General features: G+C 38.0%; 18 protein-coding genes. All 18 read right to left on the bottom strand.

Features of this window, described 5'->3' with window-relative positions:
- Window positions 1-11: 11 nt before the first annotated feature.
- The 18 genes from ACFQ21_RS18515 to ACFQ21_RS18430 all read right to left on the bottom strand — a co-directional run bounded on the left by ACFQ21_RS18515 (window position 12) and on the right by ACFQ21_RS18430 (window position 21,873).
- Window positions 12-752, bottom strand: a complete 741-nt coding sequence (locus ACFQ21_RS18515) for a hypothetical protein (RefSeq protein WP_377580924.1) — start codon at window positions 750-752, stop codon at window positions 12-14.
- The gene (locus tag ACFQ21_RS18510; RefSeq protein ID WP_377580921.1) at window positions 749-6,535 is read right to left on the bottom strand and encodes a hypothetical protein; all 5,787 of its coding nucleotides are present in this window, start codon (window positions 6,533-6,535) and stop codon (window positions 749-751) included. The genes ACFQ21_RS18515 and ACFQ21_RS18510 overlap by 4 nt, the downstream gene beginning before the upstream one ends.
- Before the next feature lie 31 nt (window positions 6,536-6,566).
- Complete coding sequence (locus tag ACFQ21_RS18505) at window positions 6,567-7,175, bottom strand: hypothetical protein (RefSeq protein WP_377580919.1); 609 nt, start codon at window positions 7,173-7,175, stop codon at window positions 6,567-6,569.
- The gene (locus ACFQ21_RS18500; RefSeq protein ID WP_377580916.1) at window positions 7,175-9,388 is read right to left on the bottom strand and encodes a hypothetical protein; all 2,214 of its coding nucleotides are present in this window, start codon (window positions 9,386-9,388) and stop codon (window positions 7,175-7,177) included. Before ACFQ21_RS18500 ends, ACFQ21_RS18505 begins: the two co-directional genes overlap by 1 nt.
- Before the next feature lie 32 nt (window positions 9,389-9,420).
- Window positions 9,421-9,963 (bottom strand): OmpH family outer membrane protein, encoded by a 543-nt coding sequence (locus tag ACFQ21_RS18495; protein WP_377580913.1) that lies wholly within the window; start codon window positions 9,961-9,963, stop codon window positions 9,421-9,423.
- A gap of 280 nt (window positions 9,964-10,243) precedes the next feature.
- Complete coding sequence (locus ACFQ21_RS18490) at window positions 10,244-11,383, bottom strand: type II secretion system F family protein (protein ID WP_377580910.1); 1,140 nt, start codon at window positions 11,381-11,383, stop codon at window positions 10,244-10,246.
- Between the two features lie 8 nt (window positions 11,384-11,391).
- Complete coding sequence (locus ACFQ21_RS18485) at window positions 11,392-11,850, bottom strand: hypothetical protein (RefSeq protein ID WP_377580907.1); 459 nt, start codon at window positions 11,848-11,850, stop codon at window positions 11,392-11,394.
- 13 nt (window positions 11,851-11,863) lie between these two features.
- Complete coding sequence (locus ACFQ21_RS18480; RefSeq protein ID WP_377580904.1) at window positions 11,864-12,226, bottom strand: type II secretion system protein; 363 nt, start codon at window positions 12,224-12,226, stop codon at window positions 11,864-11,866.
- Entirely contained in the window at window positions 12,214-13,470 is a 1,257-nt protein-coding gene (locus ACFQ21_RS18475) for a hypothetical protein (protein WP_377580901.1), read from the bottom strand. Before ACFQ21_RS18475 ends, ACFQ21_RS18480 begins: the two co-directional genes overlap by 13 nt.
- A 26-nt stretch (window positions 13,471-13,496) precedes the next feature.
- Window positions 13,497-14,378, bottom strand: a complete 882-nt coding sequence (locus ACFQ21_RS18470; protein ID WP_377580898.1) for a toxin-antitoxin system YwqK family antitoxin — start codon at window positions 14,376-14,378, stop codon at window positions 13,497-13,499.
- Window positions 14,363-14,866: a hypothetical protein gene (locus ACFQ21_RS18465; RefSeq protein WP_377580896.1), complete on the bottom strand. Its 504-nt coding sequence runs from the start codon at window positions 14,864-14,866 to the stop codon at window positions 14,363-14,365. The genes ACFQ21_RS18470 and ACFQ21_RS18465 overlap by 16 nt, the downstream gene beginning before the upstream one ends.
- Window positions 14,867-15,847 (bottom strand): hypothetical protein, encoded by a 981-nt coding sequence (locus ACFQ21_RS18460; RefSeq protein WP_377580893.1) that lies wholly within the window; start codon window positions 15,845-15,847, stop codon window positions 14,867-14,869.
- Window positions 15,825-16,379, bottom strand: coding sequence for a hypothetical protein (locus tag ACFQ21_RS18455; protein ID WP_377580890.1), 555 nt, complete (start codon window positions 16,377-16,379; stop codon window positions 15,825-15,827). The genes ACFQ21_RS18460 and ACFQ21_RS18455 overlap by 23 nt, the downstream gene beginning before the upstream one ends.
- Window positions 16,379-17,596: a hypothetical protein gene (locus ACFQ21_RS18450; protein WP_377580888.1), complete on the bottom strand. Its 1,218-nt coding sequence runs from the start codon at window positions 17,594-17,596 to the stop codon at window positions 16,379-16,381. Before ACFQ21_RS18450 ends, ACFQ21_RS18455 begins: the two co-directional genes overlap by 1 nt.
- A gap of 3 nt (window positions 17,597-17,599) precedes the next feature.
- Window positions 17,600-19,513: a type II secretion system protein GspD gene (locus tag ACFQ21_RS18445; protein WP_377580885.1), complete on the bottom strand. Its 1,914-nt coding sequence runs from the start codon at window positions 19,511-19,513 to the stop codon at window positions 17,600-17,602.
- 4 nt (window positions 19,514-19,517) lie between these two features.
- Entirely contained in the window at window positions 19,518-20,909 is a 1,392-nt protein-coding gene (locus ACFQ21_RS18440; protein WP_377580882.1) for a GspE/PulE family protein, read from the bottom strand.
- Between the two features lie 38 nt (window positions 20,910-20,947).
- A complete protein-coding gene (locus ACFQ21_RS18435) occupies window positions 20,948-21,463 on the bottom strand; it encodes a hypothetical protein (RefSeq protein ID WP_377580879.1) in 516 nt (171 codons plus the stop codon).
- Window positions 21,463-21,873 carry a type IV pilin protein gene (locus ACFQ21_RS18430; RefSeq protein ID WP_377580876.1) on the bottom strand — a complete coding sequence of 137 codons (411 nt, stop codon included), beginning with the start codon at window positions 21,871-21,873 and terminating at the stop codon, window positions 21,463-21,465. The genes ACFQ21_RS18435 and ACFQ21_RS18430 overlap by 1 nt, the downstream gene beginning before the upstream one ends.
- Window positions 21,874-22,166 lie beyond the last annotated feature (293 nt).

Here is a 22,166-nt window from a genome sequence, read left to right as displayed (position 1 = left end):
AACGCAGTTGATTAATTTCTATTATCGATTACCTGATACCCTTTATACTTGTCAAGAAGTTTACCTGATGCATTGAAGATCTCATGATAAACAGATTTGGCAAGGTTCGTCTTATTATAATTCAGATCAAGCTCATGATAGGTTATACTTCTCATAACAATATCTTCACCTGGCTGATAGTACGTTTTTACACGCTCGATCCGTTTCGCATTTGGATCAATAGAGTATTCTATTTTATTCACCTTGAATATATCCATTGCCTTCTTGTATGGCGTCATGGTTAATACTTTCATTGCTCTGCCATTTTCAACAGATTCATTACAGCTTACTACATTTGAAAGCGATACAAGTGTATCCTGCAACTGAGTCACCATCTCCATGTTACTCTTAGCGTCAGGAAGCTTGCCCCCATTTGACCATACAATTACCTTACGTTGTGGCAATACTGCAAAAGCATTCTCTTCATCCTGATATGTACTTAATACGTCACTAACATAATGCAACTTAGTAGCACTCATATATACACGAACCGTTACATCAGAGTCTGGTATACGTGATTTCGAACTCATATCCGTAGTTATCGTCATGTTCATATAGTACACACGCTTACCAGACGGTACACCTATCTTTCCAAGTTCATTCACGTATTTCTTCAATTCCTCTTTACAAGCAGAGAAATCATCTTTCGGAGAAAACCCTGCTGTGATAAGCAACAACAGCGCAAGCTGTATCATTATTTTAAGTTTGCTCATTGCAGATTTTGTGTTTTAGGTGTATTGTATTGTGTTTCCTGAATTGTCTTCAGTCCTTTTTCTGTTTCTATCTGCTTTCTTATCAACTTACCTTCGCTGTTATATTGGTAGTATAAACCGAAGTGCTGATCATCAAACTGTGTGAGCAATCTGAACGTAGACACATCATATACATAACACTTCGATTGTGCATCAATCGGCTGGAACCGAACATCATCTATATATACGTTCTCTCCAGCGCGCAAAGGATACGACACACTCACCGAGAACGCTGCACCTTTTGTGGGGAATATACTTTTATTAACGTTCGTGCTATATAATGTCCATGCTCCCGTTTTAGCAACGCGCTCCATTTTTACCCTGGCTCCATTAACTATAGCTTCAGGTTGCTGAGGCTCTGTCCCATAATCAGATTTTAACCATAACTTCAGAATACCGCCCTTGGTATTTAGTTGTTCTGTTACTGACAATCCGCTTAGCAAAGCGAGAGAAGTTCCTGAGTATTGCTTTGATTTACTTCCGGAGTGACCAATCTGCGCATTACCCGAAGTCTCATAGCTGTCGAACGCAATGGATGTATACGCTCCATTTGATGTAATCATAACTGGTAACAGATTACTGCTATTGCCAAACGAATAATCATACTTTGCAGAACTATATATACCGAGTATGTTCTTCTCTTCCAAAGCACTTCCGTGTGGAGAATACTTTGTTACTTCGTTTAGTTTGAGCCAGTTAGCATCAGCTTGGCTGGTACTTGTCCAGTTAAACATGGAAAAGTTCTTGAAGAATCCTCCCTTATAAACCTTGTCTTCACCTGTCGCAAGATTAGAAGATGCAGCATCTGTCTTATATGCATAGGTCTCATAAGGACGCCATATCTTATTGAGTTTAGTTTTGGCATCGGTAATTCCTGGATAATTAGCCTGCACATCGGCACCAAACCAACCATCAACCAGGGCGCTATTGCTATACGTTTGTACTTCGGCAGAAAGGACATTATTCGCACTAGTAATGTTGGACGTCCATGTAGAGTTGTTTGTATTAATCAGATTACCAGCCGTTCCATAGGTAACAAATGTACCCGTTGATGTACTCAGCTGATTGGTATTATTGGAGTCAACCGCTTTTTGCCCCATGGCAGAATACTTCCAGGAAGCAGGAACAGTCAATGAATATATTGATCCATCATGCACTTCATCGCCAATCTTGACACCATCAAATCCATCCAATGTTTTCACCAATATAGGCTTACCATTCGAACCATTAAATGCAAGGTTTTCAGAGTATGCTGCTACACCATCCTTCGTGCTTCTAACGCTCTTCACAATCGCCGGATAACGTAGCACTTTCGAAGTAACGTGAGTACTGACTCTGGAATCACTAAGCTGGAAGCTCGGCCATAGCGAAAAGAAAACCGGTGGCCATACTGAAATCGTAATACTGATGTCCATTTCAATACTGAAGTCCATCGTATTATCACGCAGCGATTTTATTTCCATCGCTACATCCATTTCTTTACCTGGTGTTTCAAGTGAGTACGTTCCGTCTGGTTTCAGAATTTTTATCTTCTCACCCGGTTCAAAATAAGTATACTCTTGCGAAGATGATATGTATACTTTGTCTGTCTTAAAATCTTTATAGTCTCCTCCATATGTGGCTAACTTTTTAAGTTGGCCGTGCATGTTATTGACAACAAAACGAAAACCTTGCGCTGCCCATACCTTATCAACCGAGTAACTAAAAAATCCGGCAGGTAATTTTAATCGATCCGTTACTGTGTTGTCATCCAGATTCGTTTGCACAATACTCTTGCGTTGAACCTCACTGCCAGCATTTCTACCATATACTTTATCGAACGGATAATCCTTTGCTGTTAAGTATTCGTGAACAACAAATCCGGTTCCTGTAGGTCCTTCATGGATATTCTTCACCACTATTCGAGAGTGTCCTACAGAGGCAGATGGTAATAAACTCTCGCCTAATGGACCTTCGGTCTGGTCTTTCTCTTCTCCGGTTGTGATCCTGCTAAACCAACTTTGCTCCCTCTTAGGTAAAAATTTAACTAATGGATTCTCTGCCCGAATTGAAGAAGGTTCATTCGTAGCTACACCACTGCTTGTTCCGTCTTCATTTTCATATAGATATTCAGTACCATATAAAGCGGCATCACCTGATTCGAGTCCATGATCCAGCATATATAGTCTCTTCACTCTTACTCCGCCACCTTTTTTTGCGCCAACCATTGGCAATTTCAAATATGAAAGCTCGGGGTTCATTCGCATACACACGCGCTCTTTTCCAGGTATAGCATGGCGAGAACCAATCATTAATTCTCCTTGTATAATCGCTAACAACGAAGGAATAAGGCCTAGCTTAAGACTTTTATTACTGAAGTCTGAACCATCCGCTCTCTTCGCAATGTCATCATCAAATTGCTCTTCGAGAACAGAAGAACAACCACTACCTAATGCGTCATCGACTTTACCAATGCGTTGGTTAGCCACCAGATCGTAACATCCCTGACGTGGCGAATTATGACGCAAGCCGGTTGTTCCCGATACAGTTTTTCCTTCAAGTGTAATCTTAACATTGAGATTGGTAGTCGATTGAGGTTCTACTGCTTCAACAGAAAGAAAATTTGCATAGCCATCAATGTAGTCAGACTTACAGAAATCGAGACTTGCGATCGTGCCAGTTAGTGCATACAAAAATTTAAAAAAGACTTTATCCTTTCCATTACTATAATGCTCTTGAATCATCTCAATTAACTTATCACGCTCTGCTTGTGTAGTGATATTGAGATCCTTTACATTTACGATGTAAGAAGGGTTTGTATATTCATCTGTTATATAGTTTTCTGTCTCAGGCATTAGACTTGCCATAGCCATAACTTCCCGGTCTTGCACGTATCTGTAATCCTTCTGCTCGTACTCCACCAGTATTTCCCCACCCGAGGGAAGTTTGATCTGCTTTAACTGCCAGGCAGCAGGGTCAAAACTTTTAGCGCCAACAGCTCCATCCGGTCCCTGATATAGCCACGACCGATCCTTGAGTTGTTGCTCACGACCTAATCGCTGTATATTTCCCCAAGGGTCTAAGAGGTGAGGATTATAGTCAGGATTTTGAGACTCTTTTGTGTAGCGACTTAGCAGTTCATTGAATACAGAATACTTCGCAGTTAGATGTCCCTCGTTATTCGTTGTCAATTCATCTTTATCTTTATACTCATACTTGAATACATAAGGACTGATTTTTGCATTTACTATACCTTCGTATTCAAACCACACTTTCTCCAATGTTAGCTTGCCGCTATTCTTATTAATCTTACTATTGGGAAAATTACCATTACTACTATTCGGCAGGTTTCCAACCAAATCGTAGCTATAATCAAAGCGAGTTACTTTAATAGGTTTGTCCTTTCTCGCCTTAGAAAATAGAACAATCTTCTCCAAGTATTCCAGCTCTTCGCTTCCTCTTGCTGCATTCCCCCCCTGTGCCTTTGATGCCGTTTCAAGTCCACCCGCAACGTCTTTACTTGCTCCCCTACCGTCTAATCTCGCGTTACCACTTCCCGACAAGTATGTTGAATTATACCCGGACGGAAATCGTGATGCTATGGACTTGTTCGTTACAAAGAAGGCGATGTGTGTTTTTGTTTCAATTGTCTTTAAGTAGTAAACCTCTTTTTCACCACTCATTACACTACCAACATCGTCTTTGACGTCTGATATACTATTTCGTTGATATAACAGCCCTGTATAAGGTGTTCTGAATCTATACCAGTTATCATTGACAGTCCCCAATGCTTTATGATAATTAAACTGAGTCCAACCACCAAAATCTTTATCGCTTACACCGTTTCCATCAACATCAACGTAGTCTGAAGTAAGAATTTGTGTTAGCAAATAATTAGTAGCATAAGGAACTTTCTTTACCTCTCCTACAACTGTAGTGTGTTTTGATAGATCAGGAGTATATGCATCAGCTGTAACTCCTACGTCCTGATAAGCTATATAATTATCAAAGATTGAGGCCGAACCTCTTTTGATATCAAATTGTAAACTCGCATCATTTTTAATATAGGTAGGGAGTCCATATACATACTGATTGCCATCTTCGTTATGAACGGCAATTTCAGCTATTCCACTCTTCATGTTATCAGGAGGCAAATTGCGATAAATCAGGTCGCTGACATTGGAAGTCCTATTAAATGGCTCCACGGAATTTGACAACTGTTCATTGGTATGATATGCTATATAAGAAGATCTTCCCGCTGGCAAGTTTGTTGTATTCCCATTAAGATGAGTATAAATGGAAGTTGGTATAGCTATATCTGCACGTTTAAAACCGGGAATATTGCCTAGTTGTGATACACTTGCTGTCTCGGCTTCGTTACTGGCACTATATTCTACCTCTCCCCCCAGGTCATTAAAAAATCTAAATACACCTGCAGGTGAATCATATCTATAACTGGATGTATTACCAACACTTCCGTTGACACTTGGCCAATTATCCATACTAAGCTTCTCAACACCGGTACCGATATCAACACCGATACCTAAGTTTTGGCCCACCATAAACTCAATACCAAGCTGGTTGAATTTGGTGCTACTCTTCACTTTGTCAGCATAGAAATGTCCGTTTTTCTGAGGATAAAATCGGAAGCCGCCTCCAAGTCCCTCTCCTGTCACATTAAAATTGTCTGCGTTATTAAAAGGTATCCCCAAGAAGTAATCTCGTTTACTATATGAACTTCCCTTTTCTACATAATAATCTGACATTTGATTTTCGCCCACTTCTGCTATATTGTTCATAAAGCCAAATGCAGCCTTAGGAGTGACAGGCTCATTATGTTGCATGTTAAAGTTACCTGCAAACCCAACTTGTAGACCAACCGGAGGATAAGCATTTACCTGGACTGAAGTACTAAAGTTGAATGAATAGCCATCATATTTTGTTAAGCTTACCGCTTTTGAAGATTCATTGAATGAATATAAGCCATAACCACTACCCAGGCCTTGAGTGGCTTTAGATCTAATTATGCCCGCAATACGAGATTTATATTTAGCAGCCTCTTCTCGAACTAACTTTTCATCGGTTACTCTCCCTTTTTGATTCTCTGGCTTCTCAGCATCAGGAAGATTCCTGAATCGGTTTAAAACACCCATTGGGCTTATGTGTGCCGAATACGTCACACCCTGTGCACTATAATTGAGCCCCAGATTTACCATACCCAAAAAATCTACACCCAATCCATAGCTACGTTGATAACCTTGATAATTATTGAAGCGCAGAGAGGCACTGGCATTCATACCAAACGTAGTCTTAGTATCCTTGCTAAAGAACTCAATACCAATATCATTGGTAGTCCCTGCAGTCCAATTTGGTCGTGTTTTGTTATAGTAATCAATATGCGCATTGTTATAGTCGTCAGGGAATCCACGGGTGTTTCTGTTAATTGCTCCTGGATTTAATGTCCAGCCAAATCCGACCCATGACGCCTCCTCTTCGGAGGAGACCCCGCTATGGTAAGCCAATGACATCGAATAGCCTGCCCCGTCCGGTCCCGGAATATCCAATACAGGCAAATTATAGGTAAAGTCACCTGTAAACACATTAACCATGTCTGTAGTAGCCACTGGCTCAAAGCTTGAAAACTCAGGTGATGTTGGTCCTGCTGTTAATGCATAAGCAACACTTGGAGCCACTACTCCCGTCAAAATGTTGAAGGCCATAAAAAGAGCAATAACTCTCAATATCTTCCCTCTTAAATACTTCATAACATCTATTTAGTTTATCTGTCAAAAATTCTTATTGCTTAAACGGAGCTAAATCACTTCGTTGAAAAACGAAATGATTTACACCTGTTTGAAAAATAACGTCATCAAAAACAAAATCCAGTTCTTTTTCATTTTGCAGCTCTTTCTTTAAAGATTCGTCTGCAAAGACCAAATAAATATTTCGTTGTCCTTTAAGACTATATGTATTTTCCATAGAAGTCAGAACAGGTCTGTATTCATTCGAAGAAGTCTTTATTGAAACGTATTCATTCATATCAAAATTCATTGCCTGAGCACGGGCTTTATATTCCGGATAATCCCGCAAGTTTTTATACATCGGGTCATTTATATCTTTGTTGTCAGTATATGAGACTGATAAGAGAAAAGTATGATTCTGTTTATATAAAGTATACAGACTATCATAGCTTCCTTTCAAATTACTTTCATTTGATTCCTTAAGTGCCAGAAATTCAGCAGGTAAATATTTAACCGAGATTTTTATACCTTCAACATCTCTCGATTTAACCAGTCCATTATCGGGATCATTAATCCATTTATAAAAAGACTTCAGGTCTTTTGGATCATTGCTGCAGGCAAATGTTACACACGACAAGAGCAATATTAAAATATGATTCCGCATTACTTTACAATTATTTGCCCCGTATATGTGTAGTTGTTTGAGCTGTTCGTGATAACTAACTCAAACTTATAAACTCCATTTGTTACCTCTTGACTATTCACGTTAGTACCATCCCATATGGTTGTGGTTAACGGTCCTTTTACAAGCGTATTATCCAAAGAAAGGATCTTGAAAGACTTAATAATATATCCTGTTAGTCCTAAAATCTGAAAATTGCTACCCGTTGAATTCATCATTGTAGTACCATCAACCAGGTTCGTAGTAAAAGAAGCCGCAGCCTTCTCATCGCCCCTTAAGAATTTAATAGTTTTTCCATTTGCCGGTGCATTATTTATAGCATAAAAATCACCTATCATGGGGCGAAATATCGTACCGTTATCAGTACTCGCATTTACGTTAGATATAGTATACAGATTATCAATGTCAAAGGTAATTTTCATTGCAGTGTTCTCGCTACCCGCTGCGATATCGATCGTTATCGGTGTTACGCCACTCGAAAGTGGTACCGGAAGAATCGGAATTAGTCCGTCTTTACCAGGACCAGACTCTGCACTGGTATATACTATACCCTCAGGAAGTTGTGCTCCACTTATTGAAAAGTTAACAGGTTCCAACAAACGCGTGTCTATGTAAATTCTCTTTGAAGAATAGCCTAACGTAAGATTCCCATAGGTCTCTAATACTTCGCTAGATGTTATAGTACTAGTTTCGGTGTTCGCAGAAACAGACTCCCATTTATTACTTGCATTAAATCTACAGAGTTTAATACCTATCGGTTGTACCGTCTCACAATTTGAAGATGACCACCCCAATGTAACTTTCACATTAGAAGTACCAGCTTCTTTTGTAAGCTTCCAGTACTCACAAGAACTCACTGAAGATACATCCGTATTTAGACTTGTGCTGGAAGTTGGTACTGCATTGAAATATTCAGCAACGAAAGTAGATGATCCTTCCGGTGTAGGAGCCGCGATAGACACTGGTCGGTAAACTGCTCCTTTACCAATAGGAAAAGTAAAGGCAGCATTACCTACTTTCCTCACAGGCCCATTAATAAAACTCTTGTTTGGATCCTGATTCAAAGTGATCGAAGTAGCATCCGGTATAGTTATAAGTTTCGCTGTGGTTGTTACCACGATACCATTTAACAAACTCAATTCCGGATTAGGTTGTGTTGCACCTACTATAGATACTAAATTTACAGGCACCTGAATGGTTAAGGTTCCTGCGGTTTTATCAATTGAAATTTTATTGATATTTAAACCACTAGCTGTACCCTTTATTACCTGCGATACTGTTCCTTTGAAATTACACCAACCACCACCTACATTTCCGAGCGTACTCGTTTCCCCAGAAGGTAAATTAACTGTAATGGTATTGTAAAAATCTGTATTACCAAACCGAGCAACTTCAATTGGCCCTGTAGATGACTTCGTGAATACAGCCGTAGACTTAAAGGAAAACACATCATTATCTGTATTTCCAAACAGTATTGAACCACTACCTGTATTTATGAACGTAGTCGCCCCATTGAATGTCAAATTATCTCCATCTGTATTTCCAAGAAGCAATGCTCCATTACCCTGATTAGTAATGTTTGCAATTGTTGAGAATTGTACAGTACCGTTAATGACACCTGATGGATCTCCATTTTTTGTAAGTGCGAATGTACCACCAAACGTACAACCATTTATAGTCAAGTCAGTCACAGTAAGTGACACAGTCTTAAACAAAGCTTCAGTCATTGCTACTACATTTGAGTAAACAACGAGTGTGGGATCTACAGTCGTTCCTGCACTCTCATTTCCAAAAGTTACCTGAGCGGCAGAAGTTGAAGAAGAACCCACTGCGAGCCTACCTGAACCCAATACTTTTGTAGTTGCTCCTGTTACAGTTAAGTTAGTAGTAACCGTAAGAATAATATTCTTATTAATGGTCAACCGACCAGAATTCATTATAAGACCGCTAACAATAACACTGGAGCTGACCACCGGTGCTACCTTAGGCGATACAACACTTGCTATAATAACATTATCTGAGGCGGTGGGGCCACCAGCCGGAGATACTGGAGACCAGTTTGTTGATGTTGTCCACGCAGAAGTTGTACCCACCCAAGTATAATCAGTTGCAGACACATATCCTGGGTACAACAGGATTAAAGCGAAAGCTACTGATCGGAAATATTTACTATATATTATCACATCAAATATCATTTGAACTATCTATATATTTTTACTGGCTATAATTACTCCTTACCCTGATAACTTTTGTTAAGCCCGGCCAGGACATCCTCCGTAACATCCAATTCTTTATTACCAAACATTACGTTTCCTGACGTAGATGTACCTAGAATCACATCGTAACCATTATCCTGTCCATACTTCTCGACATAACTATTCACTTGATTCAAAATGGCTTGCATCATTTGTTCCTCTTCTTCGCGGGCTTTTGCCTCAACCGACTGAGTATAACTTGCCAGCTCTTTGTCTTTGTTATCCAGATACTTCTCCATATCTACCCGCTGCGCCACAGACATTCTTACTCGTTCCATGTTATACTTCTCAATCGCATTCTTCAAATTATAGGATAAGGTATCTATATTAGATTGCCAAGTATTTTTCTTAGCATCAAATTTTTGTCGCGCCTCCTTTGTGCCCTCGTATTTATCGACCAAATCGTAAGATCGGATATATACTATTTCAGGAGTATTGAAAAAATTGTAAACACCAAGGCTAAGCCCCAAAAGAGCAAAAGCAACCAGTATATAGATTAAGATTCTGTTAAGCATAACATAATTGGCTAGTCAACATCAAAAACACTGCTGAGTACTTCAGCTAATCCAATGTTAGACCGAGTGTTAAATTGTGGCTATAAGATTTCGAAATTCAGAAAATAAACTTTCAACAACGCAACACGGGAGTATTGCAGGGTAAACCTTTTTCATGTGACCGGCAAGTTAGGATATAAATTATTTACTGCGTAAATGTAACTAAAATACAAATTCAGTTTACTGAATCTATATACTTTTTTTTAACAAAAATTATAGATATATATTATAAATGTACCTCCTATATTGTGTTACTTAAATTAAATAAAGGTAAGTACATAGCAATCAATATAGTTCCAACAATTAGCCCTAGAAAAATAATCATAAACGGCTCAATTAGGCTACTTATCATTGATGTTTTATACTCCACATCTTCAGTATATTGCTTAGCTATCTTATCAAAAAAGCCATCCAATTGATTAACCTCCTCGCCCACTTTCACCAAAGAAACCATCTTCCGGTGATATATCGGAAAATGCGACAAAGCCGAGTGAAGCGGATCACCTTTCAAAATATAGCTTTCAATCGTTGTCAGCGAAGACTCGATCGGATAAAAGCCTATCATTTGTCTTATAAGCGATATTGATCTCAATAAGGGAATTTTCGATCCGAGCAGTAGAGTCATCGAGTGACAAAATCTCGCCAGGTAAATTTTCCTGATCATCTCTCCAAACAGTGGTACTCTTAATAAAACATTAGTACCTACGCGCCTAAACCAATCCTTCTTCCTTTGTCTGTACAGTAAATACACTATTGCTGAACAGAAAAAAAATATCACTAAAAAATACCTGCTAATACCTTCAGATATGTTTAGTATAATTTTAGTTAGAACCGGTAAGTCACCACCAAATCTTTTAAAAACGTCCGCAAACATTGGAACTATGAAGTTCATCATAAAAAAAATTGCACCACAAGACGCTAAAAGAACTATCGAGGGATAAGTCAAAGCGCTTACAATCTGCCTTCTTTGTTTTATCTTCTTTTGGTAGAATCCGGCCAGCTCTTTCAATACCAGCGTAATTTTACCGCTCTCTTCGCCTATCTGCAAACTATAATACTCATAAGAAGTAAAATAGCCTGTGTCCTTAATCGCATTAGATAACGTGCTTCCGTTAATTACTTTATTCTTAATATCTTCTATAAGTGCTTTATCTTTCTTCTTGGCCTGCTCTTCTGCTATCAATTCCAATGCAGACTTTATATCAACTCCTGCTGTACATAACACGTATAATTCCAGATAAAATTCTTCTTTTTTCCTATCAGATACTTTAACACGAGAGAATGAAATATCTTTATTCAGAAAATCAATGATCTTGCTACCTTGACGCTTGTGCCCCAAGTCAGGAGTATCAGTCAATCTATCTAAGTTCAAACCGCTCATTGCATCATTCAATTTAATTGTATAGCCCTCGTATTTAGAAAGAAATCAGCCGCATACACTTTTTTATGAATAAATAGCTTGGAACTTTCCTGAACATACACAAAAGCAACCTTATCGATATAATTATTAATGTCATTAACTTCTTTATCGGAGAAATAGTACTTTATATCGCGTGGCATAATATTGAAAGTATCAGCCATAGTGCCCTCGCTTCGCACAATAAATTGATCATTAAATATATATATCACGTTCTTATCTCTATACTTACACATCACTCCGTCATTCATACGCTTGAGATATTCACTGTTCATAAAATCTCTGGTTAGTAACGTTTCTATTAGAGAAAGCTCATAAATATGTTTTCTATTCTTGCTAAACTGACGGTATTGCATAGTAACAATATCCAACGTTTTATATGTCAGACTCACTACGATCATGCTAATGATCATGACAATGATTACTTCCATTAATGTAAAAGCCCTAATTCTCTTCATCACTTTTAACTATTAAAAGCTGATCTCTCGTTATTAATTTTCCTCCATCAACAACCTCAAAATGCAAGTGTACTAATCCCTTTACACCATTATACTCTTCAACAGATTTAATGATCCTAATCCCATCTCGCTCTATTCGTTCATCAAAAAGTCGATTTGTGTCAATTGTCTCTTCACTCAATTCTTTCAATAACAAGCTGATATCTAAAACTCGTTCTGAACTGGACGAGCCAAGAACATTTACATAGATAGTCATTGCTATACCAAATACAATCATAATAATAACAAGAGACACTACTACCTCTATCAAAGTAGCTGACGTTATCTTCCGTGAGTTCAGTAAAGCCATTTCATAACTCCCTTTTTTTCGGAAGTCTCCAACATAGCAGGCATTAAATATTCTGATGACAGTGAAGAATTATCAATCCTTACATTCAATAAATGATTCTCATAAAAGCTCGAAGCTGTATTCAAGATAATTTTTTTGCACATCACACCTCCAATCACATTACCTTTCAATTCAAGATATCCATCGGAGTATATCTGCCCTAACATTTTTGTATCCGTATCCATTCTGATTAAGGTCTTCCGTATATCATCACTGGGTTGATAACTAAAAATGAATCCGCTAAAAACGGTGCCTTTACCGACCGTAATAGAAGGCTGTTCTTCACCGAATTCGCTTTTGATTATTCCTAACGAAGAAGGATACTCCAGTATACAACTTTCTCCTAACGCTATAGTATCAGTAGCATAGGCTTGTAAATTTCCTCGAAAGCCAGAAGAGATGATTATATCTGGTGCAACTATTACGACATCCTGCAGATGTGCCTCACGTTCAACAATAACTATTGTATCAGACTTTATAAGAACATGACCTTTGAAAGTCTTATCAATTACTAACGGGCCTGCCTTATAAACGACTAGCCCGGGTTTTAGGAAGGATTGAAAAACACTGTCTAATCCTTCTGTGTATGTGGCGCTATATTTTTTGCCAATTGTAGCCGTATCAGATTTAAACAATTGAATAATGCCATCCACCGGATCCTTACTTATTTCAGGAAGCTTGCGAGAACTCCGCTTAACCACACCATTTATAAGTCTAATGCCTGTATAATTTAAACCAGAAATTTGGGTTGATCTGACTCCTCGTTCAGGCAAAAAACAAGTTCCATTTACAATTGTATTCCCTGCAACAGCCAACGAATTCCCATCGTCAACCAGGTATATAGCCGATTTTGTCATACCAGCTGGTCTGCTACCAATTTGAAAGATTTTCATCGCTTCGATATCGCCACGGACGGCTTTCACGATTCCTATATCAAATATACCCCATGTATCTTTCTCAACGAAAACAGAGTCATTGCCTTCTCCGTACAGATCAATCGCCCTTCTTTCGTTATATAACAAATCCGAAAATGTAGACAATAATAAATTAACTCCAGAGGTACAATTTAATTCAACAATCTGCTCGCGTTGATTTCGAAGTATATATAACTTATAGTTAAAGGCAACTAAAATCAGACAAGCACTAAATACAGCAATAATTAACGCTATTACTGTCACCATAAATAAAGTACTTCCTTTAAGCATTTACTTACAATTAAAATTTCAGAGTATCAATCAACGGACGAATTTGTTGTATCGGACTTTTTTTTCTTACGCCTTTTCTTCTTTTTTGAATCGGCTGTATGTGATTCCGAGGGTAACTCGTCTTTGCTTTTAACAGCAGGCTTAGCAATGTCTTTATTCGATTTTCTGTTCTTTTCTTGAGCTCCACTATTCTTTACTTCGCTATTCTTTTTAGCCTTAATTTTCCTATCCTCTTTCACACCATTGCTCACCGTATCTTTCTTATGTCGTCTAATTTTAAAAAGGGCAAATTTCCTTTTCTTATCCACTTTCCTATTAAGTGTAGTATCCGGCTTAGCCTTTTTCGCTTTGATCACTTCAATACCATCTCTGTACTTTCTTTTTACAGTATTCTGTGGGCCTATTTCTTTAATTATCCCGTGAAGTTTTTCATATCTATAAGATCCTCTTCTGATCAAATTTCCATTCTCATCAAACGATTCAAACTTTGCGCGCCTTCCACTCGAACGCCAAACCTGAATTTCACTGAGATTGCCATTGGCATGCCACATCTTCCATTGCCCTGTTTTTACTCCCTGTGAAAATTTCCCTTGCACTTTCAGATCCTTATCGGAATAAAACTCGGTATATTTTCCATGTAGTAACTTACCATCATAGCCGCCTTGTGTTCTTTTCACTTCATTAGCACTATACCAATAGTAAAAAATATCGTCACTTACCTCCCTGGATGAATGACTTTGCACTAGCTCCGCATATACTATGTATTCACCTTTATTAAGGATTACTCGGTTGTTAACAGCCACGTCTGTATACTTTTGTGCTAACACTCCCATCGACATGAGTAGCAGGCATGCTAATGACATGAAGCGTATACCCAAAATAACTGGAATAACTATTTTTTTATACATGCACGTTTCCCTTGATATATGACAATAATTGAATCCCTATAATACTTCAAACACTTTAGGCCATCATGCTCCATCCCCTCTTCAATCATCACTTCCTGATTTCTTATGCTGACCAATGCAATCTTCTTTCCGCTTCCTGAATTCCTAATTGATCCTAAATATTTAACAAAACTCCAATCTACAGGAGCTTCCACGATTTTGGGCACCACTTTCCTTGCCGGTTCTTTTCTTTCAACTCTTTCACCAGGAGGTAAAGATTCATTTTCAATACTAGCAGAATTGCCCAGGAACGGATCTCTATAGTTAGTCTTGATGCTATATATAGTTGCTTCATACTCCACACGATTTTCCCGCGACTTAGGTATTGGTATGCTGCTGTGAGTATTTTTATCCTGCGAAAAAAAAGTCGCGAATACCTTTAGAAATATACCGCCCCAGATGAGCAATACCGTTCCTAGCAAGAAATATGTTATTGCTTTGTTCTTCACTCAGTTAATTATAAACGTTCTGGTTTTCTCACCGCTACTTTTATTTCCAGCCTTATCCACAGCTCTTACTTTCCAAAGTATTCTATCATTCAAACTTCCTTCGGTAAAAGTGAACGACTTCTTTAATGAAGATGCATCGTTAGCCGTTTTGTAGGGGTTGTACTTATCACTAAAAGGAGTGCCTGTAGATCCCTTGAATATATATATTTCATAGTAAGCCAGCCCAGGATCGCTCGGGCCGCTCCAGCTTAGCGTGACCGGAGAAGAGACATTTGCACCACTTAAAGGCGAAACCAACTTAACCGAATCTGGCGACTCGCGGTCCAAAGTAAACTTCCATGCTTCTGATGGATTAGAATAAACGTCCTTTCTTTTAGCTGTAACCGTCCAGTAATATACAGAATCACGTTCAATGACATAATTAAAAGACGTTTCCGTTCGCACAGTGCTATCAAGTACGATCGTATTATTCGACGAGTAATATAATTGGAATCGATAGTCTGTGGCGCCAGGCAGAGCTTCCCATTGAAAATTAAAATCTGTATCTTTCGTTATAGCCCCGTTTCCCGGCGATGTTAAAAGTATATCTTGGCCTTCAATGCTTGCACTATCGATTCTAAGACTCTGGATTGTTTCAATTGCCGTTTTACTGCTTCCATTTATAGCCTCGACTCTCCATTGATACTTAGCAGGCTTTAGCGTAATGCTAAATTTGTTAGTTGATAAAAGTGTATCCAACCTAAATTCCGCGGCAGAATCGAACTTGTTATAAACAATTTGAAGTCTATAATTCAATGCATACTTTAGTTCTTCCCACCAAAACGTCTGCGTATAATTAGTAGAAATAGTCCTGTCTGTTGGAGTTACAATAACCACGACCTTGTCTTCAATCGACTCTTCGATTAAATCACTACATGCTAAAACTCCTAAAATCAAAATCACTGCAAACAGTCCTTTATTAAATCTGCATTGCTTCTGCATTACTTCTTATGTTTTGTAAATATATTGTTAATGATAGAATGGTTTTCTTTCGCCTATTATCTGTATAGGATTTATAGGTAACAGATGCGACCCTTCCCAATCTGTTTTTTGTTTCGAGTGCATACAATAACTGCAGCTGGTTGATAAAATTTCCTTCTGTCTCAATTACCAGAGTTTCAATCTGAAGATTACTCTCAACCGACAGAACCGATTGAGGAAAGCTTTTTAAGGTCACCCCCAAAGTTCTACACAAACTACTAAACTCACTCATTATATCATGAGTCTTCTTTAGTGAATCTAGTGTGTAAGCATCAAAATAATTATTCAAGTCTTGTAGTCTATTTTGCGCGTTATTCAATTTATCTCTGGCAAAGCGATCTGCACCAATATTCTCAACCAAATTTTTATTCTTTTTATAGAGAACTATCGTCTTTTTAATGGCTATAAAATATGCAACAATGGCAAGCACAAGCACAATAATTACTAGGTATATATTGCGTTTTCTATAAGATATTTTATCGATAAATCCCATTACTTTACAGTTATCTCAAGCAAGAAAATTCCCCTTTGAATTTTATCGTCATAAGTATAATTTCGTATCTCTACTTCACGTATCCAACTCATCAATTTAATACTGCGTATCCATGAATTAAGATCTGTCGGCTTATTACATACTCCAGACAGAATAATTCTATTGAAAGAGAAAACATGTTTTTTCTCCGTCCGAGTCAATCCATTATCTAATGGGTTAACAGACATTTCTTTTAGCACAACTGAAGGCGGGACGGATTCTGCAATTTGGTCGGCATAAAAAGAAATTTGGGAAGGCCTCATCCAACCTGCTTCTTGCAAGAAGAACTCTCTCTCTGTGATTTTCTTGTTAATCGAATCAAACTCAATTTTAAAAGCTGAATACTCTGAATAATTACCGGACAATTCTATGTATCGCTTATTGTAATAGTTAAACAACACGAAGTTGACGAGCAGTACTAAAAAAAATATAGCTAATGACGTAATACCAAATACTTTAAATACTTTTTGGTTGATCAACTCCTCCTTGGATTGATTCAATTCATCCACATCTAAAGCGATCGGGCTTTTAGTAATCAGATTTTGTAATGCCGTAGCGTAGGCCACAAGCATTGTTTCATGAATATCATCTTTGTCAATTCTGAAGGAGCGATTTTGATTCCCTTGATTCACAAAACTATATTCAACTATATGACCATTTTCGAACGCGATCTGATGGTTACTTATAACTACGCTATTGGACTCCAATTCCATGACTGGAAGTAATTTTTCAATAGAAAAGGGACCAAGACAAACACTTACAACTGCAAGGCTGGCTTGCGTAAATGAATCCAGAATATCACGAAAATTTTTTCGCCTTATCATCGAAAAAATAACATCTTGACCAGCAGTATACTGTTGAATATAAAACTCATCAAGGTTAACGTTGGGGAATACACTTAACAGACTTTTACCAGACTCTCCAGATGCTTGTTTCACTTTCTTATGAAGAATACCTCTTCCACTAAGCGACAAACAAACCGGAGTATTATGATCAACAACACCTTGAAGGTCAGCTAAACCACGGATATGTGAATTCTTACTCTCTGTCACTATTAATCTCTTCTTCCGAGATAGCCGCACACTACTGTACTCAATCTGTCCATCGGGCAAAAGGAGAACCTCCACCCCCACTACAGATTGGATCTTGAACAATTTGTCAGTTATCTTACCAAGCATTTCCTAATAAATTATAGTTGGCTTAATGAAAACAACGGACACTGTTTTATTTCTGGATTTAGTTCTACTACTAAATAGCCATTTTATAACCGGAATTCTAGATAGTAATGGTACTCCGCTGCCACTCTCACTTTTCTCATTTCGCTCAATTCCACCTAGCACGATCATCTCTTCGTTTCGAACACGAATTATAGATTTAAACTGGCTCGTTGACGTTGGTGGCGGGGCATTTGTTGTCGGCTCACCGAGGAAGTCCGAAATATTGACATCTATATTTAGTGTGACCTGATCATCTCCGGAAACCACCGGTTTTATATTGATCCCTAAATTTGCCTCCACCGATTGAAACTGCTCCGTCACTACCGTCTGCGGGTTTAGTGAACCAAGAACATTTTGAGTTTTTATACTATAGTAACGTTTACTTCCTATACTCAAGCTGGCTTCATGTCCGTTAAGCGTGGATAGCTTCGGCATTGACCTAACCTCAACGTTACTATTCTCTTCGAGAGCGCTAAGTCCCATATAAAAATTAGGAGTTACTTTGCCTATATTAACAGCATTACCTCCGATTCTTGTTAGGAAATCATTAATCGACTTTGAGCTTAAAGTAAAATCAATTCCGGGGAGCAGGGTACCGCTTGTTGTTGTAACGGAATCAGAAAGACCAGCCCTTATACCTGTACTTACTGTCTTACCTTTTCGCACATCAATAAGTATTACCTCAATTAAAACGAGAGGTACAACCCTATCCAACTCTTTTATGTACAGCTCTATTTCATTAATCTGAGGTAGTGAACCTGACAGCAGGATACTATTCAACTCTTTAAATTCTTTTATTTCGACACCAGCCTTTAGCTCGGCAGGAATAATATCGATTATAGCATCTAATGATCTGAATTTAAACTGAAAAACGCGATTCGCTCGTAACCCCTCCAATTTTCGATCACCAATCAAGTATATATCATGATCTACTTTATAAGTATAGTTGGTGCCTTTTAGAACGTGCGTAAGGAAGTCACTATATAAAAGCTTTGAGAAATTGATAGTAGTGTTTCCTTGTATTGAAGAGTACATAAAGTAATTAACTCCCAACTCCTCGCTTACACTTTGAATAATGTCGGCTATAGGAAGATTAAATGCAGTTAGACTAACAAATTTATTTCCAAGTGTATCCATAACTGATATAGAGATGCCATCGCGTCCTTTTATTTTCTGTTTCTGAGAGTTTCTGGAACCTGAATTTGGCTGCGTATTGACTTTACTGATATCTGCTTCTTCTAACTCGTTTCGTTTCTGTATAAAGTATACATTATCGTCAGTCTTTATCAACTTAAGTCCGTTCACCAATGTAAACTTTTCTAATGCTTTTTCAAACGGTAAGTCCTCTATATATACATTGACAATTTTATCCGCAAGGCCGGCAGCGAATATGACATTCTTTCTAGAAGTCCGAGTAATTTTCTTTACTACATTTTCTAACGTATCACGCTGGAGGTCTAAACTCAATTCGTCTTTGTATGTGTTATACTTTACTCCAATATCCTTGGGAGTATACAGAACAACTTGTGACGGCTTCACAAATTTTCTGAATGACATGATTGAACCTACAAAGCTAATGTCAAGCTCATATTCACGCGCCAAAAACAAAAGTATATTGGACACCTTCTCATTCGTAAAATTATTGTAAATACGAAAATTTAAATTAGGGTCGATACTAACGTTGAGATTGTTGGATTCTGCAAGCCCGCGAAGAAATTCCTGTATTGAAACTCCAGAGACCGAAAAATCCACTTTTTCATTTAACCCAGGATTTACGGACGACAGCTCATTAAACTTCTGCTCGAGTACAGCAAATCGATTTTCCTGGGCAAAAACTAAAAACGGGAAAAACAGGAGAAATGAAACTATATATTTCAAAATCTTAAAAATTAAATAGTAATGGATAAATCTCTTCTAATGATGTCTTACCACTTTCAAAGAGCTCAAATACGTTTTCGGATAAACTCTTGATTTTGCGCTCTTTCAATAATTCAGAAATTTCATATTGACCTTCTTTTATTTGTTTAGATAAAGTCGCATCGATAGGAATTACCTCGTACACAGCCTTTCTCCCTTTATATCCGGTGTAAAAACATTTCTCACAACCCTGTGCTACACAATGCCTGCTCACCACACGAAAAGGAACAAACTGCTTTGGATAAAGAAAGGAAGTGAATACTTCCTCTTTTTTGCAATCCGGGCACAGCAATCTTACCAAGCGTTGGGCAACGGTTGTATTCAAAGTATTAGCAATCAAAAATGGAGGAATACCCATATCAACGAGACGAGAAATTGTTCCCCAAGCGGAATTTGTATGTATCGTTGATAGAACCAAATGTCCTGTCAATGCCGCACGTATAGCCATTGAAGCAGTATCCGGATCTCTGATCTCCCCAACCATAATAACATCGGGATCTTGCCTTAAAAATGTCCTCAGAGCACTTCCAAAATTTAGTCCGATGCTCTCCTTTAGCTGTACCTGGTTTATTCCGTCTAGGGTATATTCAATCGGGTCTTCAATAGTTAGGATATTCCGCGTCTCTTTATTTAAAAGCTTTAAGGTCGCATATAGGGTTGTCGTTTTTCCAGACCCCGTAGGACCACTTATCAACATGATGCCGTTTGGCCTTTTTACACCTTCGAGATAATTTTCCAAATCAAATTCGGTAAACCCAACTTTATAGATATCAATGTTAGTAGCGTCATTAGATAGCAATCGCAGTACAACCTTTTCACCGTGTAGTGTCGGTAGTACAGACACCCTGATGTCAAATTTCTTATCCTCGCCAACCACAAAAAAAATGCGACCGTCTTGCGGCAAACGCTTCTCCGCTATATCAAGATTGGCTTTGATCTTTATCTTATTTATTAATGAAGGATATTCCTCTTTTCGTATAACATATCGTTCTACCATCATGCCATCCATCCTAATCCTTATGCGGCACTTCCCTTCATATATTTCAATATGTATATCACTACTCCCCAACCCTTTTGCCTCAGCGATTAGATTTAATAGAAAATCATCATGGGTGCCCTTTGCTGTTATTGTGGCATTCTTGTTATGCTCAATCCTATAATATTTGCTTAGTGTCTTATTAATCCTCGTCCACTCGACCTTTTCAAGGTAAATGGTCTTTCCAAAAATTACCTCTAACTCGTTTATCGTACCTAAGTCAAATACAGTTTCGTCAATATAAAAGCTTAGACTGTCATTCCCTGTGGATTTAGGAACTATCCTATAATGCCATGCTTGCTCTGGAGTAAGCATTTGCATTTGGTCTGTGGTTAGGAAAATATAGTCTATCTCGGGTGTCAAAATAAAAAAGTAATATCAGGATCAACTTTATAATTCGTTGGACTAATCAGAAGATTAAAAATTATTAATGCTGCAAGGAAGGCTGACTGTAATCCTGCAAGAGGTATAATCGCGAAGGATGGATATGCTCCTCGAAGTAATAGAACTGCAACAACTGTCAATACTAAACTGCCTATATAAAATACAATCAAATTAAGAGGTGAAAAAAACAAACATAAAACCAGCAAAAACAAAATATCACCAAGCCCAAGGTACTGTTCCCATATCCATATCCACTTTTTATTCTTTATCGACAGGTAAAGTGTAACTGCCATCAGTTGAATAGCGATGAATAAGAAGTTAATAATAAAAATTTGCAGAGGCATTGCTGAAGTATATACTACAACGTTCTCGATGAGAATTATTACTGCTAATAAAGGGAAGAGATACCAAGTCACTGCCCGGAACTTAAAGTCTTCGTAAATAATAAAACCCAATATGAGCAGGGTTGGCAGAGAAAATACCAGTGACATTAGTCTTGTACGACTTCGCGCAGATTTTTATTCTGATCTATTTCCCAAACATTGAAAACGCCATCAGCGTCAAAATCAACAACAGCGGTTGCTCTGGCCAAAAATGTTGCTGACCCGGCCTCAACTATATCAATTTTATAGTTAGCCTTTCCGTTTTCAGATTCGGTTACAAGTTCCTCCTGAATAAAACCAATGGCTGCCGGGTCATTAGAAAACTTAGACTTTTCATAGAAGAAAGTCTTCTCCAACGTGAAAAGATGTTCCAATTGAATTTTTGCCTCGGTACTTTTGGCTCGCGTTATTAACGGCAACAAGTTCGGCAGTGCGAGTAGAACAAGAATTCCTATTATAACTAATACAACAAGCACTTCAGTGAGAGTAAAAGCTTTTACTTTCTTAAACCTATTCATTTCAATTCAAACAGTTAACTGTATTATGTATTATTTCAAACGATTGATAATCACTCTTAATAAATTTAAGTGCTCTCCTTCAGAACTGGGGTTAGGATTCAAAATGGAAATCGTGCAAATATCAATTATGCCGTTCAATTAATCATACTTTCGGTGCATCATTTTTTAATTGCACCTAACTCATGACAGTTTATGAGGTAAATCTAAAGAAAATGATCTGTTACAGCTTTCTAAGAAACAGAGGCCGGACTAAAGAATTACGGAACTACTACTTAATCAAGATGTACCTGAAA

This window comes from Ohtaekwangia kribbensis (genome assembly GCF_042676245.1).
Taxonomy (GTDB): domain Bacteria; phylum Bacteroidota; class Bacteroidia; order Cytophagales; family Cyclobacteriaceae; genus Ohtaekwangia; species Ohtaekwangia kribbensis.
The sequence above is the reverse complement of the archived record's forward strand: the minus strand, read 5'-3'. Positions and strand labels throughout refer to the sequence as shown.